Source organism: Streptomyces sp. NPDC031049, from assembly GCF_055571015.1.
Genome location: NZ_JBVIGC010000007.1, coordinates 333,423 through 349,379, shown reverse-complemented (window position 1 = coordinate 349,379; position 15,957 = coordinate 333,423). Strand labels below are relative to the sequence as shown.

Annotated in this window: 15 protein-coding genes; 6 read left to right on the top strand and 9 right to left on the bottom strand. The window is 74.7% G+C overall.

Features of this window, described 5'->3' with window-relative positions:
* Positions 1 to 56: 56 nt before the first annotated feature.
* On the top strand, positions 57 to 473 hold the full coding sequence (locus ACZ45Q_RS15225; protein ID WP_468260316.1) for a hypothetical protein: 417 nt from the start codon (positions 57 to 59) through the stop codon (positions 471 to 473).
* Between the two features lie 79 nt (positions 474 to 552).
* On the opposite strand, the gene ACZ45Q_RS15220 is transcribed toward ACZ45Q_RS15225, so the two are convergent.
* The 4 genes from ACZ45Q_RS15220 to ACZ45Q_RS15205 all read right to left on the bottom strand — a co-directional run bounded on the left by ACZ45Q_RS15220 (position 553) and on the right by ACZ45Q_RS15205 (position 3,738).
* Positions 553 to 1,467, bottom strand: coding sequence for an SDR family oxidoreductase (locus ACZ45Q_RS15220; RefSeq protein ID WP_468260313.1), 915 nt, complete (start codon positions 1,465 to 1,467; stop codon positions 553 to 555).
* 116 nt (positions 1,468 to 1,583) lie between these two features.
* A complete protein-coding gene (locus ACZ45Q_RS15215) occupies positions 1,584 to 2,213 on the bottom strand; it encodes an MBL fold metallo-hydrolase (protein WP_468260310.1) in 630 nt (209 codons plus the stop codon).
* Entirely contained in the window at positions 2,213 to 3,301 is a 1,089-nt protein-coding gene (locus tag ACZ45Q_RS15210) for an S-(hydroxymethyl)mycothiol dehydrogenase (protein WP_468260308.1), read from the bottom strand. The genes ACZ45Q_RS15215 and ACZ45Q_RS15210 overlap by 1 nt, the downstream gene beginning before the upstream one ends.
* A 152-nt stretch (positions 3,302 to 3,453) precedes the next feature.
* Entirely contained in the window at positions 3,454 to 3,738 is a 285-nt protein-coding gene (locus ACZ45Q_RS15205) for a hypothetical protein (RefSeq protein ID WP_468260305.1), read from the bottom strand.
* A 173-nt stretch (positions 3,739 to 3,911) separates the two neighbouring features.
* Between ACZ45Q_RS15205 and ACZ45Q_RS15200 the strand changes: the two genes are divergently transcribed.
* The gene (locus tag ACZ45Q_RS15200; protein ID WP_468260302.1) at positions 3,912 to 4,277 is read left to right on the top strand and encodes a nuclear transport factor 2 family protein; all 366 of its coding nucleotides are present in this window, start codon (positions 3,912 to 3,914) and stop codon (positions 4,275 to 4,277) included.
* A gap of 429 nt (positions 4,278 to 4,706) precedes the next feature.
* Complete coding sequence (locus tag ACZ45Q_RS15195; RefSeq protein ID WP_468260299.1) at positions 4,707 to 5,960, top strand: YncE family protein; 1,254 nt, start codon at positions 4,707 to 4,709, stop codon at positions 5,958 to 5,960.
* Positions 5,961 to 6,001: 41 nt separating this feature from the next.
* Here ACZ45Q_RS15195 and ACZ45Q_RS15190 read toward each other — a convergent pair whose 3' ends face one another.
* The 5 genes from ACZ45Q_RS15190 to ACZ45Q_RS15170 form a co-directional block, all read right to left on the bottom strand.
* Complete coding sequence (locus tag ACZ45Q_RS15190) at positions 6,002 to 6,520, bottom strand: metallophosphoesterase family protein (protein ID WP_468260389.1); 519 nt, start codon at positions 6,518 to 6,520, stop codon at positions 6,002 to 6,004.
* A gap of 2 nt (positions 6,521 to 6,522) precedes the next feature.
* A complete protein-coding gene (rfbB, locus tag ACZ45Q_RS15185; protein WP_468260297.1) occupies positions 6,523 to 7,506 on the bottom strand; it encodes a dTDP-glucose 4,6-dehydratase in 984 nt (327 codons plus the stop codon).
* Positions 7,507 to 7,590: 84 nt separating this feature from the next.
* Positions 7,591 to 7,770 (bottom strand): hypothetical protein, encoded by a 180-nt coding sequence (locus tag ACZ45Q_RS15180; protein ID WP_468260386.1) that lies wholly within the window; start codon positions 7,768 to 7,770, stop codon positions 7,591 to 7,593.
* A gap of 189 nt (positions 7,771 to 7,959) precedes the next feature.
* Positions 7,960 to 8,382, bottom strand: coding sequence for a CBS domain-containing protein (locus ACZ45Q_RS15175; RefSeq protein WP_468260294.1), 423 nt, complete (start codon positions 8,380 to 8,382; stop codon positions 7,960 to 7,962).
* 84 nt (positions 8,383 to 8,466) lie between these two features.
* Positions 8,467 to 10,920 (bottom strand): SpoIIE family protein phosphatase, encoded by a 2,454-nt coding sequence (locus ACZ45Q_RS15170; protein WP_468260291.1) that lies wholly within the window; start codon positions 10,918 to 10,920, stop codon positions 8,467 to 8,469.
* 193 nt (positions 10,921 to 11,113) lie between these two features.
* Here ACZ45Q_RS15170 and lanKC point away from each other — a divergent pair, with 193 nt between their 5' ends.
* The 3 genes from lanKC (at position 11,114) to ACZ45Q_RS15155 (ending at position 15,955) form a co-directional block, all read left to right on the top strand.
* A complete protein-coding gene (lanKC, locus tag ACZ45Q_RS15165) occupies positions 11,114 to 13,837 on the top strand; it encodes a class III lanthionine synthetase LanKC (protein ID WP_468260288.1) in 2,724 nt (907 codons plus the stop codon).
* A 152-nt stretch (positions 13,838 to 13,989) separates the two neighbouring features.
* Positions 13,990 to 14,106, top strand: coding sequence for a SapB/AmfS family lanthipeptide (locus ACZ45Q_RS15160; RefSeq protein WP_468260285.1), 117 nt, complete (start codon positions 13,990 to 13,992; stop codon positions 14,104 to 14,106).
* Between the two features lie 100 nt (positions 14,107 to 14,206).
* The gene (locus ACZ45Q_RS15155; protein WP_468260283.1) at positions 14,207 to 15,955 is read left to right on the top strand and encodes an ABC transporter transmembrane domain-containing protein; all 1,749 of its coding nucleotides are present in this window, start codon (positions 14,207 to 14,209) and stop codon (positions 15,953 to 15,955) included.
* The last annotated feature ends 2 nt before the right edge of the window (positions 15,956 to 15,957 follow it).

The window sequence follows — 15,957 nt, the reverse complement described above, 5'->3', positions numbered from 1 at the left end:
GCGGCCCGTTTCTTATGTAGCCTGTCGAGCTGTTCGAACGCGCTGAGGGGCTGAGGGTGGACAAGGAACGCCAGCAGGGTGGCATCCAGCTCCCCGCGGGGTCCTGGTGGGACTGGGACGTCATCACCTGGAACGCTGGTCAGTTCCGCCTGGCGGCCGGACATGACCTCACGTATCACCATGGCTTGGAGCTGGTCTTCGGTGATCCCGCCTTCGTCAGCTGTCCGGCGACGTTTCACGATCCGATGTTCCGTGTGCCGACGAACGAGGAGCTGATGCGGATCGCTCGCCGGCTTGGTGGGGAGCCGCCGGTCCTCGTCGCGTTCGAAGCGGACGCGGGCGGTCGGGAGCCCGTCTCCTGCCTCATCGCCGCAGAGCGGTTCGAGGTCGTGCACGAGACCGTACTGAGGTACTGGCGGGACGACGCAGCCCCTGGTCAGCGCTTTGCTTCGTGGGTGCGGTCCCCGATGTAGCAGCGGTAGGGCGCTGATCGGGCTCAGGTGATGCCGAGCCCGCGGGCCCGCTGCCGTCCGTGGTGGCCGCTCGCGTCGGTCAGCGGTAGCCGGTGACGTCGGCCGGTTTGCCCGCGTCCTGGACCTCCACGAGATAGCGCCAGGCATCGGGGCGGCTGCCGTCGAGGTCCGTGAAGCCGTACTCCCGTGCGAGGCCGCCGCTGGAGAGCGACCGGCCGTTGAAGCGGGCCACGTCCGGGTCGGCGGCGAGGGCGGCGACGGCGCGGCCGACGTAGCGGGGTGTCTCCGAGATCGCGAAGTGCGGTTCCGCGGCGAGCGCGTCGCGCCAGTTGTCCTCCCGGACGCCGAAGTGGTCGAGCATGAACTCCGAGCGCAGCCAGCCGGGGGTGAGCGCGAGGGCCGTGGCGCCGCGGGGGCCGAGTTCGTGGCCGAGGGAGAAGGCCATGCGCAGCACGGAGGTCTTGGCTAGGTCGTAGAAGAAGGAGTTCCGGTAGTGCTCGCCGTTGTACTCGGCGGTGCCGTCGGTGACCTCGACGACCAGGCCGCCGGGACGGCGCAGCAGCAGCGGCAGGGCGTGGTGGCTGGTGATGGCGTGGGTCTCGACCGCGAGCCGCAGCAGTCTCAGCCCGTCGTCGAGGTCGTGCTCCCAGACGGGCTTGTCCCACGCGAAGAGGTGCTCGCCGCCCCAGATGTCGTTGACGAGGACGTCGAGCCGGTTCTGTTCGCGGGCGATGCGCTCCACGAGTGTGCGGACCTGGTCCGGGTCGAGGTGGTCGGCGGGGTGGGCGATGCCGCGGCCGCCGGCCTCGGTGACCAGGTCGGCGGTGTCCTCGATGGTCTCGGGCCGGTCGTACTCCGAGCGGCGGGCGCGGGTGCTGCGCCCGGTGACGTAGACGGTGGCGCCCGCGGCGCCGAGTTCGACGGCGATGCCCCGCCCGGCTCCCCGCGTCGCCCCGGCGACCAGTGCGACCCTGCCCTCCAGCGGACGTGACATGTCCGGCCTCCCGTTTCCTTGTTCCGTCGGTGGTGTGGCTCCGGGAACGAGAATGCCGGGTGAGCCGGACATCTCCTGTCGCCTTTTATGGGTGTCGGTGCCCGTGTTCCCGGGTGTCAGTGCCCGCGTGCGATCCACTCGTCCAGGTGCGGGGCCTCGGCGCCGATGGTCGTCGGGTCGCCGTGGCCGGTGAGGACCCGTGTTCCGGGCGGGAGGGTGAGCAGGCGGTCCCGGATGGAGTCGATGATCGTCGGGAAGTGGGAGAAGGAGCGGCCGGTGGCGCCGGGGCCGCCTTGGAAGAGCGTGTCGCCGGTGAAGACGGCGCCGAGGCCGGGGTCGTGCAGGCAGACCGCGCCGGGGGCGTGGCCGGGGGTGTGCAGGACGGTCAGGTCGGCGCCGGCGCCCTCGATCACCTGGCCGTCGGTGAGCCAGGCGTCGGGCTCCCGGTCCGGGTGGGTCTGCTGCCACAGGGGCAGGTCGTCGGGGTGCAGCCAGATGACGGCGCCGGTGCGCTCGGCGAGCGCGGGGGCCGCGTTGACGTGGTCGTTGTGGGCGTGGGTGCACACGATGGCGGTCAGGCGCCGCTCTCCGACGGCGGCGGCGATCGCGTCGGCGTCGTGGGCGGCGTCGATGACGATCACCTCGTCGTCGTCGCCGACCAGCCAGACGTTGTTGTCCACGTCCCAGGTGCCGCCGTCCAGGGCGAACTTCCCGGAGGTGACGACGCGTTCGATACGGGCGGTCATCACAGCACCACCACCGAGCGCAGGACGTCACCGGCGTGCATCCGCTCGAACGCCTTCTCCACCTCGTCGAGCCGGATGGTCTCGGTGACGAACTGGGCGAGATCCAGCCGTCCCTGGAGGTGGAGGTCGATGAGCATCGGGAAGTCGCGGGAGGGCAGACAGTCGCCGTACCAGGAGGACTTCAGCGCGCCGCCCCGGCCGAAGACGTCCAGCAGCGGCAGTTCCAGGGTCATCTCCGGGGTGGGGACCCCGACGAGCACCACCGTGCCGGCCAGGTCGCGGGCGTAGAAGGCCTGCCGGTAGGTCTCCGGCCGGCCGACCGCCTCGATGACGACGTCGGCGCCGAAGCCGCCGGTCAGCTCCCGGATCGCCTCGACCGGGTCGGTGTCACGGGAGTTGACGGTGTGGGTGGCGCCCATGGTGCGGGCGGTGCGCAGCTTGCGGTCGTCGATGTCCACGGCGATGATCCGCGCGGCCCCCGCCAGCCGGGAGCCGGCGATCGCGGCGTCGCCGACCCCGCCGCAGCCGATGACGGCGACCGTGTCGCCCCGGCCCACGGAGCCGGTGTTGACCGCCGCGCCGATCCCGGCCATCACGCCGCAGCCGAGCAGACCGGCGACCTCCGGTGCCACGGCCGGGTCGACCTTGGTGCACTGTCCGGCCGCGACCAGCGTCTTCTCGGCGAACGCGCCGATGCCCAGGGCCGGGGACAGCTCCCGGCCGCTGTCGGCGAGCGTCATCTTCTGAGCGGCGTTGTGCGTGTCGAAGCAGTACCAGGGCCGGCCGCGCCGGCAGGCCCGGCACGCGCCGCACACGGCACGCCAGTTGAGGATCACGAAGTCGCCGGGCGCGACGTCCGTGACCCCCTGTCCCACCGACTCCACGACGCCCGCGGCCTCGTGGCCGAGCAGGAAGGGGAAGTCGTCGTTGATGCCGCCCTGCTTGTAGTGGAGGTCGGTGTGGCACACGCCGCAGGCCTGGACGCGCACCACGGCCTCGCCCGGTCCGGGATCGGGCACGACGATCGTCTCGATGCGGACCGGTTCGTCCTTGCCCGGTGCGATCACGCCGCGTACTTCCTGCGCCATGGTGCTGACCCCTTCGTCGGCCGCTGTCCCGTTGCCCTCCGACCCTACGTCCGATTGATCGGCAAGGGGACGCGGCCCGGGGACACGGGTGAGGGCCGCCCCGCGTCGGGACGGCCCTCGGGCCCGCACGCGGGGCCCCTCGTCAGTGGACGTCAGTGGATGGCGGGGACCAGGCCGAACAGCGGCGAGACCAGGCCGGTGACCTGGTGCAGCTGGTTGACGTCGTTGAGCCGGTTGAGCTGGGCGGACGGCGGCAGGACCTCGTCGCGGTGCTCGGCGGGGATGTCGCCGGCGGCGAGCGAGTCGAGGGTCCCCGTCACGCTGATTCCGCCGGTCTCCTGGGCAGCCGCGTCGGCCGCGCCCGCCGTGGGCGCGACGAGGCCGGTGACCCCGGCGGCGAGGCCAACGGCTGCGACGATACGTCGTGTTGAGATCATGTACTCAGCAACGCCGGGCGGCCGTTTCCGGACACGGGGCCGGAGCACCGCTCACCCGACAGGCGCAGTGCCCGGCCGCGCTTGCCAGGCCCGCCCGGGCGGAGGAGTCTCGAAGGAGAAGCCCCGAGCGGCCCGCAGCCGCAGTCGGGCCGCGACCTTCGAAGGAGGTCGTCATGGGCACTACGGCATCGCCGGGATTCGACACCGAGACCTTCCGCCGGGCCCTCGAAGGAGGGACCGTGGCGGACCTGGTCTCCCTCTACGCGGACGACGCGCAAGTGCGCATCGTGGACCGCAACACCCAGCCCAGCCATCCCCGGGTCCTGCACGGCCGCGACGAGATCGCCGAGATGCTCGACGACGTCTACAGCCGCGACATGTCGCACAAGCTGGAGGAGTGCATCGTCCAGGGCGACCGCGTCGCCTACGCCGAGTCCTGCGCCTATCCGGACGGGGTGCGGGTCCTCGCGGAGTCGATGGTGTCGCTGCGGGACGGCAAGATCGTCGATCAGACCATGATCCAGGCCTGGGACGAGTGACGGGCGCGCGGGAGCGTCCCAGCGGAAGGAAGTGATCGCGGGCGTCGGACGGCGGCGTACGGGCGGAAGGTCGCGGCGGCGCGTTCGGCGGGCGGCAGGCCCGCCGCCTCGCTGCGCACCGGCACGGTGGCACACCCGCGGTGGCCGGGGGTGCCCCAGTGGCCAGGGGTGCCCTGGTGGCGAGGCGTGCCCCGGTGGCGAGGGGCGCCCCGGTGGCCGGAGGTGCCGCCTCGGTCTGCCCGTCGCCGGCCCTCCCGGCGCCGCCGGCACAGCCGTCGCCGCGATTTTGTCGTGTGCACGGCCTTGTGCTGGAGCACGCCCGCTCCTTACTTTCCAGTAAGCACTCTCCGGCAAGCCCCACTCCCCCTAAGCCTCCCGCCGTGGACTGATTGTCATGCGCTCGCCAAGACCAGGCCAAGGAGCGTCCCCATGCCCGTCCGCCCGTCCCGCTTCCTCCGTTCTCTCGGCGCCGCCCTCGCACTCGTCCTCGCCGCCCCCGCGACCGCCGCCCACGCCGCACCGGACGCCCCCGCCGCCCTCCGGGAGGTCCTGTTCGTCGGCAACAACTGGGACGGCACCGCCGACGTCCTCAGGTCCACCGGCGACTTCGCGCGGATCGGCCGGATCGACGTGATCCCGGACAAGGCCGAACGGATGGCCGAGATCAACGCCGATCCGATCCGGTGGATCTACTTCCACGCCATCCGCAACAGCGTCGGCGAGGGCCACGACCAGTTCGTCGACGACATGTACGCCACGCCGGACGGCCGGTCGGTGGTCGTCTCCCGGCCGAGCTTCGCCGACGTGGTCTCCCTCGACCTCGCCACCGGCCGCGTCAACTGGCGGTTCCCGGTCTCCGGCCACCGCTCCGACCACATGGCCGTCTCGCCCGACGGGAGGCGGGTCGCGGTGTCGGCGTCGACCTCCAACACCGTCCACGTGCTGGACATCGTGACCGGCGAGCAGCTCGGCTCGTTCGCCACCGGCGACAAGCCGCACGAGAACGTCTTCACCGCGGACGGCAGGTACCTGTGGAACATGTCCATCGGCGAGGTCAACACCGCCCTGGACGCCCCCTGGCTGGACTGGACCAAGGGTGACCGGCGTATCACGGTCGTGGACGCGACGACGTACCGGCCGGTCAGGGTGATCGACATGCGGGAGCGACTGGACGCGATCGGGCTGAAGGACCACTCGGACGCCGTCCGGCCCGCCGCCTTCTCACCCGGCGAGTCCACGCTCTACTTCCAGGTCTCCTTCTTCAACGGCTTCTTCGAGTACGACGTCGCCGGCGACCGCATCACCCGGACCAAGACCCTGCCGAAGAACCCCGCCACCAGCGAGGACCGCACCACCTGGGTCAACGACTCCCGCCACCACGGCATCACGGTCAGCCCGGACGGCGCCAAGCTGTGCGTGGCGGGCACCATGGACGACTACGCCACGGTCGTCGACCGCGCGTCCCTGGCCCACGGGCCGCTGGTGCCCGCCGCCAAGCCCTACTGGGCCACGGTCAGCGGCGACGGCCGGCACTGCGTCGTCTCCGAGAGCGGCGCCGACCGGGTCACCGCGATCGACTTCGCCACCGGCGAGAAGTCGGTGTCCGTGCCCGTCGGCGACCATCCGCAGCGGGTGCGTCTCGGGCGGGTGCCGGCCGACTGGCGGGGCCCGTCCGCCGGCTGACGCCCCGGTCACCGGCGGCCCCGGCGCACCGGGACGGGGGCTCAGCCGCCCGGGCGCCGGGTGCGCGGCGGCAGCCGGTGCAGCACGACGTCGGTGAGCCGGCCGCCGGCGGCGGTGGCGGTCATGTACGTGCAGTGCGGCTGGCGTCGCCGGTCGGTCGGGGAGCCGGGGTTGAGCAGGCGCAGTCCGGTGCCGGCGGTGGTGTCCCAGGGGATGTGGCTGTGCCCGAAGACCAGCACGTCGAGGTCGGGGAAGCGGGCGGCGCAACGCGCTTCCCGGCCCTTGGCCGGGCCGGTCTCGTGGACGACGCCGAAGCGCAGGCCGCCCAGTTCCGCGTACGCCACCTCCGGCAGCCGGGCGCGCAGGCCGGGGCCGTCGTTGTTGCCGTACACGGCGACCAGCCGGCGGCTGCGGCTCTCCAGCAGGTCGAGGGTGGCCGTGTCGACCCAGTCCCCCGCGTGCACGACGGCGTCGGCGCGCGGGAGTTCGGCCAGCAGCCCGGCGGGCAGTTCCCTGGCGCGGACGGGCAGATGGGTGTCGGACATCAGCAGCAGGCGCACGGTCACCTCGCACCGTCGTGGCCGGTCCGTCGCTTCAGCGGCTCCCACCAGGACCGGTTCTCCCGGTACCAGGCGACGGTCGCGGCGAGCCCGGCGGCGAAATCGTGGCGCGGGCGGTAGCCGAGTTCGTCGCGGGCCTTGCTCCAGTCGACCGAGTAGCGCCGGTCGTGTCCCTTGCGGTCGGCGACGTGGTCGACGCGGTCCCAGCCGGCGCCGCAGGCGTCGAGGAGCAGGCCGGTCAGTTCCCGGTTGGTCAGCTCGGTGCCGCCCCCGAGGTTGTACACCTGCCCGGCCCGGCCGCGGGTGCGGACCAGTTCGATGCCGTGGCAGTGGTCGTCGACGTGCAGCCAGTCGCGGACGTGGGCGCCGTCGCCGTACAGCGGGACCCGGCCGCCGTCGAGCAGGTTCGTCACGAACAGCGGGACGATCTTCTCGGGGAACTGGTGCGGGCCGTAGTTGTTGGTGCAGCGGGTGATCCGCACGTCGAACCCGTGGGTGCGGTGCTGGGCGAGGGCGAGCAGGTCGGCGGAGGCCTTGGAGGCGGAGTACGGCGAGCTGGGCCTGAGCGGCCACTCCTCGTCGGCGCGGCCGGTGCCGACCGAGCCGTACACCTCGTCGGTGGAGATGTGCACGAAGGTGCGCACGCCGTGGCGCAGGGCCGCGTCCAGCAGGGTCTGGGTGCCCGCGACGTTGGTGTGCACGAAGTCGGCGGCCGTGCGGATCGAGCGGTCGACGTGGGACTCGGCGGCGAAGTGCACCACCTGGTCGGTCTCCGCCATCACCTTGTCGACCAGTCCGGCGTCGCAGACGTCACCGTGGACGAAGTCCAGCCGGGGGTGGCCCAGCTCCAGGTTGTCGAGGGTGCCGGCGTAGGTGAGCTTGTCCAGCACCGTGACGTGCGGCGCCCCCGGCGGGTCGGAGGCGAGCAGCAGACGGACGTAGCGGGAGCCGATGAAGCCGGCGCCACCGGTGACCAGGAGGTTCATGGTCCGATCCTCCCTGCACCGGTGCGGCGGTCGGCTACGGGGTGGCCGTCGCGCTCAGCGGCTCGGGTTCCCCGGCTCGGCGGCTCAGTCCTCGCCGCGGACGATGTTCGGCTCCGTGCCCGGACGGGGCGCGCGCGGGGCGGTGCCGTCCTCGACGGCCGGGACCCAGGTCCTCAGCACGCTCTTTCCGCGCAGCCGGCGGGCCTCGGACCAGCCGGTCTCCGGGCGGCGTGCGACGGGTTTCTCACTGGCGTCCGTGGTCACGGATCTCATCTTCTTTCTGTCTCCGGACGGTTTCCGGTTCTCTCTGTCTCCGGACGGCTCCGCACGGCTCCGGCCGCCCGCGGCCGTCACCGGACCGGCGGCCGGCCCCCGCACCGCGGCCCTCGAGAAGGGCCGCTCCGGCGGTGCGGGTTCCCGGGCCGCGCCGAGGTCAAACGCCGCTCGGGCGCCTCAGGGGTTGGGCCGGGCCACGCTGATGTCGCCGAGCGCCGACTCCGGGTCGCGCTCCATGGCCGCGTCGCCCAGGGAGACGATGCCCACGGGGTGCTGCCCCTCGTCGACGACCGGGATGCGGCGCACGGCGTGCTCGCGCATCAGCCGGATCGCGTGGTCCAGCTCCTCGTCGGGGCGCACGGTGACCACGTCGTCGCTGCACGCGCCGGCCACCGTGATCTGGTCCACGTCGCCGCCGTCGGCCAGGGAGCGGATCACCAGGTCGCGGTCGGTGACCAGGCCGCGCAGTTCGTCGCCGTCGGTCACCAGCACGGCGCCGAGGTCCTGGTCGCGCATGATCCGGGCGACGGCGTGGACCGAGGTCTGCGGTTCGACGGTCACCGGGTCGCCGGTCATGATGTCGCGGACGTACTGGGTCATGGCATGCCTCCTGACGGTTATCGGTCCGGTTCACCCGCCGGGTACCCGGTGGCGCGGTGTGTCACCTGTCCGTCGCCGGGACGGTCACCGGCTGACCGGGATCTCGCTCCAGACCTGCTTGCCGCCGCTGACCGGCAGCGTCCCCCACGCCGCCGACACGGCCTCGACGAGGAGGATGCCCCGGCCGCCGGTGGCCTCCCAGCCGATGCTGGTCGGCTTGGCGGGGCTGCGCGGGGAGGCGTCGGCGACGGCCACGCGCATCCGGCCGCCGATCAGGGTCAGGTCGAGCCGGACCTTGCCGTCGGTGTGCACGAGAGCGTTGGTGACGAGTTCGGACACCACCAGCAGGACGCTGTCGATGTCGTCCCCGGACACGTCCCAGGAGCGCAGGGTGCGCCGGGTGAAGCGGCGGGCGTGGGACACCGCCTCGGGGACCCGCCACACCGTCCAGCTCTCGCGCAGCGGGCGCAGCGCCATGCCGTCGTAGCGCACCAGCAGCAGTGCCACGTCGTCGCTGCGGCGGGCGTTGCCGAGCAGGGCGTCGGCGACGAGGCCCGGGTGGGCGGGGTCGCAGGCGGCGAGGGCGTGGGCGAAGCGGTCCATCCCCTCGTCGATGTCGGCGTCGGCGGACTCCACCAGGCCGTCCGTGGTCAGGGCGATCAGGGTGCCGGGCTGGAGCCGCAGCGGGTTCATCGGGAAGTCGGCCTGGGCCAGGACGCCGAGCGGCGGGCCGCCCTCCGCCTCGGCGGTCTCCGTCCGGCCGTCCGGGTGGCGCAGCACCGGCGGCAGGTGCCCGGCGCGCACGCACCAGGCGAAGCCCTCCTCCATGTCCAGTTCGACGTAGGTGCAGGTGGCGAAGAGGTCGGTCTCCATGTCCACCAGCAGCCGGTTCGCGTGGGAGACCACCACGTCCGGGGGGTGGCCCTCGACGGCGTAGGCGCGCAGGGCGGTGCGCATCTGGCCCATGAGGGTGGCGGCGCCGGCGCTGTGCCCCTGGACGTCGCCGATGACGAGGGCGACGTGGTTGTCGGGCAGCGGGATCACGTCGTACCAGTCGCCGCCCAGTTCCAGCCCTGCGGTGCTGGGCAGGTAGCGGGCGACGGCGACCGCGCCGGGCAGCCGGGGCAGCCGGCGGGGCAGCAGCTGGCGCTGGAGCATGCCCACGAGTTCGTGTTCGGCGTCGAAGGCGTGGGCGCGCATCAGGGCCTGTCCGGCGAGACCGGCGGAGGCGGTGAGCAGGGCGCGTTCGTCGGGGCCGAAGACGTGCGGGCTGTCCCAGCCGATCAGGCAGGCGCCGGCCATGCGTCCGCCGGCGGGCAGCGGCAGGACGGCGAGGCCGCCGGGGCCGACCTCGGCGAGGGCGGGTTCGAGGTCGCCGGTGCCGGCCGGCCAGATCCGGGCGCGGCCCTCGCGGAGCGCCGCGGCGAGCGTCGGCATGGCCCGGACCGGGGCGTCGGGCCATTCGGTGCGCCACTCCAGCCGCCACAGGTCGGGCCAGGACTCCGGCTCCGGCGGGTCGAGGACGGTGACGACGAGCCGGTCGTTCTCCAGCTCGGCCAGGGCGATCCGGTCGGCGCGCAGCGGGGCGCGCAGCGCGGCGACCACCGCCTGGCCGACGTCGCGGACGGTGCCCGCGGTGGCGAGCGCGGCGGCCAGGCGCTGCACGCGGGCCACATCGGTGACGTCGGGCCGCAGAGTGGAGGCGTCGGCGACCGTGCCGACCAGGCGGGCCGGCCGGCCCTCGCCGCCGGGCAGCAGCCGGCCGCGCAGCCTCAGCCACTTCGGCGGCCCGTCGGGCTGGAGCACCCGGAACTCCAGCTCGCGGTCGCCGATGGTCATGTGGTCGGCCTCCGTCACCGACATCAGCGACGGCAGGTCCTCGGGCACGGTCAGGGCGAGCAGCGTCTCGACCTTGCCGTCGAAGGCGCCGGTGTCGAGGCCGAACAGGCGCAGGATGCCGTCGCCGACCTCGACCCGTCCGGTGTCCATGGCGAGGCTGAAGGCGTCCGGCGGCAGCTCCCCGCCGTCGGCGGCCGTGCCCGGGGCCGGGCAGACGACGGCCTCGGCGATCAGCTCCAGGCAGGCCCGGTCCTCGTCGGCGAAGCCGCCGGGGCGTTCGGTGACGGCGAGCAGACAGCCGCCGGCGTCGCCGTCGCCGGGCACCGGCAGCGCGGCCAGGGAGAAGCCGCCCCCCGGCACGCGCCGCGACTCGGCGCTGCCGGCGAGGTCCGCGGCGTCGAGCCACACCGGGCTCTTGGCGCGCCGGGCCTCGGCGACCGCGGAGCCGCCGGCCGCGGGGTAGACGTCACGCACCCCGTACAGGGTGCGCGGCACTCCGGCCGACTCCGCCAGGCACAGCAGCTCGCGGTCCTCGCCCGGCGCGTAGAGGGCGGCGAAGGCGGCGCCGGCGAAGACCAGGGCCTGTTCGAGGACGCGGTGGGTGCGGTCGGCACCGTCCTGGGCGGAGGCGAGCGCACCGAGCGCTTCGGCGGCACGCGGCGTTCCCGCTCCTCGTCCCGCAGCGCCCTCACCGACCACGCCGCCATTACAGCGCGTATGGGGCGTTCGCGCAGCCCTTGCGGGCGTTCGGCACCACGACCGCCACGGGTTCGAAAGCGGATCGAACATGTCTTGACGGGTGCGTTCCGCACGCCGTTCTCGTGACAGGCGTGACTGTCCGGGGCCGCCGCCCGGCTGGAAGGCTCGTAGCCGCCCGAGGAGGGGGACGCGCATGGACAAGCGGTACGAGGTGTACGCGCTCGCGGACCGGTACTTCTACGAGACACCGGACCGGCTGGCCGGCGGCACGGCGGACGCCGGGCGCCGGTTCGAGGCGGCCCGCCGCACGGTGCCGGAGGGCTGGTCGGCGGAGCGCACCGGTGACTGGCTGACCATGACGCCGCTAGGCCCGGACGGGGCACCGCTGCCGGGCCCGGCCCAGGGCTGGAAGATCCACGCCTCGGCGACCCGGGCGAACGCGGAGGAGATCGCCGGCATCGTGTGGGACTACTGCGTGCCGCGCCGCATCCCGTTCAAGTTCGTGCCCGGCCCTGACCTGCTGCACCTGCGCAACACCAAGTACGCGCCCCGGGACGGCAGCGGCAAGTTCGTCACCGTCTACCCGGCCGACGAGGCGCGGCTGCACGAGGTGCTGCGCGAGCTGGGGGCGCTGCTGGAGGGCTTCGAGGGGCCGTACATCCTCACCGATCTGCGCTGGCACGACGGTCCGCTCTACGTCCGCTACGGGGCCTTCGCGCGCTCCTTCGTCGTCGACGAGCGGGGTTCGCTGGTGCCGGCGGTGCGCGACGGTGCGGGGCGGCTGGTGCCGGACCGGCGGACGCCGTCGTTCCAGGTGCCGGAGTGGGTGACGCTGCCGTCCTTCCTGGAGCCGCATCTGGCGGCCCGCAACACCACGACGGTGGGTGAGCTGCCGTACCGGATCGAGAAGGCGCTGCACTTCTCCAACGGCGGCGGCGTCTACGCGGGCACCGACACCCGCGACGGCCGCAAGGTCGTGCTGAAGGAGGGCCGGCCGCACGCGGGCCTGGCCGCCGACGGAGCGGACGCGGTGGCGCGCCTGGAGCGGGAGAGGCGGGCGCTGGAGCGGGTGTCGGGCACGGGCGTGGTGCCCGAGGTCCGCGACTGGTTCGAGCTGGGCGGCCACCGCTTCCTGGTGATGGACTTCGTCGAGGGCCGTCCGCTCAACGCGTTCTTCGCCGAGCGGCACCCGCTGCTGGGTCCCGACCCGGACCCCGAGGCGGTCGCCGCGTACACGCGGTGGGCGTTGCGCGTCCACCGCAGGGTGGAGGAGGCGGTGGCGGCGGTCCACGCACGCGGCATCGTCTTCAACGACCTGCACGTCTTCAACATCATGGTGGCGCCCGACGAGGAGTCGGTGTTCCTGCTGGACTTCGAGGCGGCGGCCCTGGTCGAGGAGAGGGGCCGCCAGGTCGTCGCCCACCCCGGCTTCTTCGCGCCGCCCGACCGGCGGGGCACCGACGTGGACCATTACGCGCTGGCCTGTCTGCGGCTCGCCCTCTTCCTGCCGGTGACCACGCTGTTCGTGGTGGACCGGGGCAAGGCGGCCCATCTGGCGGAGGTGGTCCGGGAGCAGTTCCCGCAGGTGCCGCGGGCGTTCCTGGACGAGGCGGTCGCGGAGATCACCCGCGACCCGGAACCGGAGGCGGCGGAGCTGGAGCCGGCGGGGGCGGACCCGGGACCGGCGGGGGCGGCGGACGCGGGCCGGACGCCCGGCACCGGTCACCGGCCGTCCCCGGGGACCGGCGCGGCGCGGCTGGGCTCCGCGCCCCCGGCCGAGCCCGGCGACTGGCCCTACAGCCGTGACTCGATGATCAAGGCGATCCTGGCCTCCGCCACCCCGGACCGCACCGACCGGCTCTTCCCCGGCGACATCGCGCAGTTCTCCGACGGCGGCGGCCTCGGCCTCGCGCACGGCGCGGCCGGGGTGCTGTACGCGCTGGCCGCAAGCGGCGCCGAGCGGTACGAGGAGGGCGAGCGCTGGCTGCTGGACCGCACCGGTCCGCCCCCGGCGGGCACACCGCTCGGCCTGTACGACGGTCTCGCCGGCGTCGCCCACGTCCTGGAGCGGCTCGGGCACCGGCAACGGGCGCTGGACCTGGTCGACGGCGTCCTGCGCGAGCGCTGGCAGAACCTCTCCTCGGATCTGTACGGCGGCCTGGCCGGGCTCGGCCTGGTCCTCGGCGACCTGGCGCGCTCCACCGGGGAGCGGGAGCTGGGCGAGCGGGCGGCCGAGGCCGCGGAGATCCTCGTACGGCGTCTGGCGGAGCCCCTGCCCGAGGCGCCGCGGCGGCGGGCCGGGCTGCTGCGGGGCGCGAGCGGACCGGCGCTGTTCCTGCTGCGGCAGTACGAGCGGACCGGCGACCGGACGCTGCTGGACGCGGCCGTGACGGCGCTCCGCCGGGACCTGGCGTGCTGCGTGACCCGCCACGACGGCGCCCTGGAGGTCGACGAGGGCTGGCGGACCCTGCCCTATCTCGGCGACGGCGGGGTGGGGGTCGGCGCGGTCCTCGACGACCTGCTCGTCCATGTCCCGGACGGCGGCGAGGACTTCGCGCGGGCCCGCCGGGGCGCCCGGACCGCCGCCACCTCACGCTTCTACGCCCAGCCCGGCCTCTTCCAGGGCCGCGCCGGGATGATCCTGCACCTGAGCCGCACCGACGCGCCGGGCTCCGCCGCCCCGGGCGCCGTGTCCCCGCGGCTGGCCGGGCAGATCGCCGGGCTCGGCTGGTACGTGATGGCCTACCAGGGGCAGCTGGCCTTCCCCGGCCACCAGATGATGCGGCTCTCCATGGACCTCGCCACCGGAACGGCGGGCTGTCTGCTGGCCCTGTCGGCGGCCCTCGGCCCCGGCCGCGCCGCGCACCTGCCGTTCCTGCCGCCACCGCGGCCCCACGAACGCGGCTCCGCCGGCTGACGGAGCCGTGCACCACCCCGTCCCCACGGGCGGAACGGAAACACCCCGAAAGACCTCGGGGGGTCTCCCCGGAAAGCCTCGGGAGGGCTCCCCCGGGAAACCGCTCCGGACGTGTCACGACGCGTCCGATCACATCGACGAGAGGAAACACCATGGCGCTTCTCGACCTGCAGGCGATGGAGTCCGAGGCCCGCACCGACGGCGGCGGCAACAGCACCGTCAGCCTGCTGTCCTGCATCAGCGCGGCCAGCGTCCTGCTCTGCCTCTGACCGCACGGTGCCACCGGCCCCGGGCGGACCGCTCCCGCGAGGGAGGGGCCGCCCGGGGTCCCGCACACCGCCCCGACCCCGGAGGGGAAGGCCGCCGCCCATGACGACCCGCGCAGCCGCCGCTCCCGGCACCCGGCCGGCCCGCACTCCGCCGCCCGCGGCGGCCGGGCCCGGCGGCGCCCGCTGGGTGGCCCTCTGCCTCGCCGGCACCGCCGGGACCGGTGCGGCCCTGCTGCTGCCGGCCGTGCTGGGCCGGACCCTCGACCTGCTGCTGGCGCAGGCCCCGGCGACCCGCTGGGTGCTGGCCTGCGCCGGCCTGCTGCTGCTCGTCGCCGCGCTGGACGCGCTGGAGACGGTGCTCACCGGCACCCTCGGCGCCCGCACCACCGCCGGGCTGCGCCGCACCACGCTCCGCCGGCTGCTGGCCGTGGGCCCCCGGGCCCAGGACCGCTTCGCCCCGGGCGACCTCGTCGCCCGGCTGGTGGGCAGCGCGGCGCAGGCCGGCGCCGGACCCGCCGCCCGTGCCTCGCTGCTCGCCGCGTCGGCCGGCCCGGTCGGCGGCGTGGTCGCGCTCGTCCTGATCGACCCCTGGCTCGCGGCCGTGTTCCTGGCGGGCGCCCCCGTGCTGGGCCTGCTGCTGCGCACGGTGTCCCGGGACACCTCCGCCTGTGCCGCCCGCTACCAGCGGGCGCAGGGCCGGGTCTCCGCCGCGCTGGCCGAGGCCCTCGCCGGGTTCCGCACCATCCGGGCGGCGGGCACACAGCGGCGGGAGACCGAGCGGATCCTGCGTCCGCTGCCGGAGCTGGCCGACGCCGGGCACCGCATGTGGCGGGTGCAGGGCCGGGCCGCCGGCCAGGCCGTCGCGGTGGCCCCGGCGCTGTACCTCGGCGTCCTCGCGGTCGCCGGTGTGCTGGTCGCCCGGCACCGGATCACGGTGGGCGAGCTGCTCGCGGCGTCCCGGTACGCGGTTCTCGCCACCGGCGTCGGCGTGCTGGTCGGACAGCTCGCCGCCCTGGCGCGGGCGCGGGCGGCCGCCGGGCGGCTCGGCGAGGTCCTGGCCGAGCCCGCCCCCGCGCACGGCGGGCGCCGGCTGCCGGCGGGCCCCGGCCGGCTGGAGCTGCGCGGCGTCACCGCCCGGCGCGGCGGGCGGACCGTGCTCGACGGGGTCGACCTGACCGTGCCCGGCGGGACGACGCTGGCCGTGGTGGGCCGCTCCGGCTCCGGCAAGTCGCTGCTCGCGGCCGTCGCCGGGCGGCTGACCGACCCGGACGCCGGGCAGGTGCTGCTCGACGGGGTGCCGCTCGGCGAGCTGTCCCGCGAGGAACTGCGCGGCGCGATCGGCTACGCCTTCGCCCGCCCCGCCCTGCTGGGCACCAGCGTCGAGGACACGATCGGCCTCGCGCTGCCCCGGCCCTCCCCCGCCCGGGTCCGGGAGGCCGCCCGGACGGCACGCGCCGACGACTTCGTGCGGCGCCTGCCCGACGGCTACCGCACCGCCCTCGCCGACGCCCCGCTGTCCGGCGGCGAGACCCAGCGGCTCGGCCTCGCCCGGGCGTTCGCCCACGGCGGCCGGCTGCTGATCCTCGACGACGCGCTGTCCAGCCTCGACACGGTCACCGAACGCCACATCGCGCGGGTCCTGGCCGGGCACGGCACCGGCGGCACCCGCCTGCTGGTGGCCCACCGCGCCGCGACGGCGGCCCGCGCGGACGCGGTGGCGTGGCTGGACGGCGGACGGATCCGCGCACTGGGCCGGCATGCCCACCTGTGGCGCTCGCCGGAGTACCGGGCCGTGTTCGGGGACGAGGACGGGGGCGGCGGTGACGGACGGTCCGGGGAGCGGCTGTGACG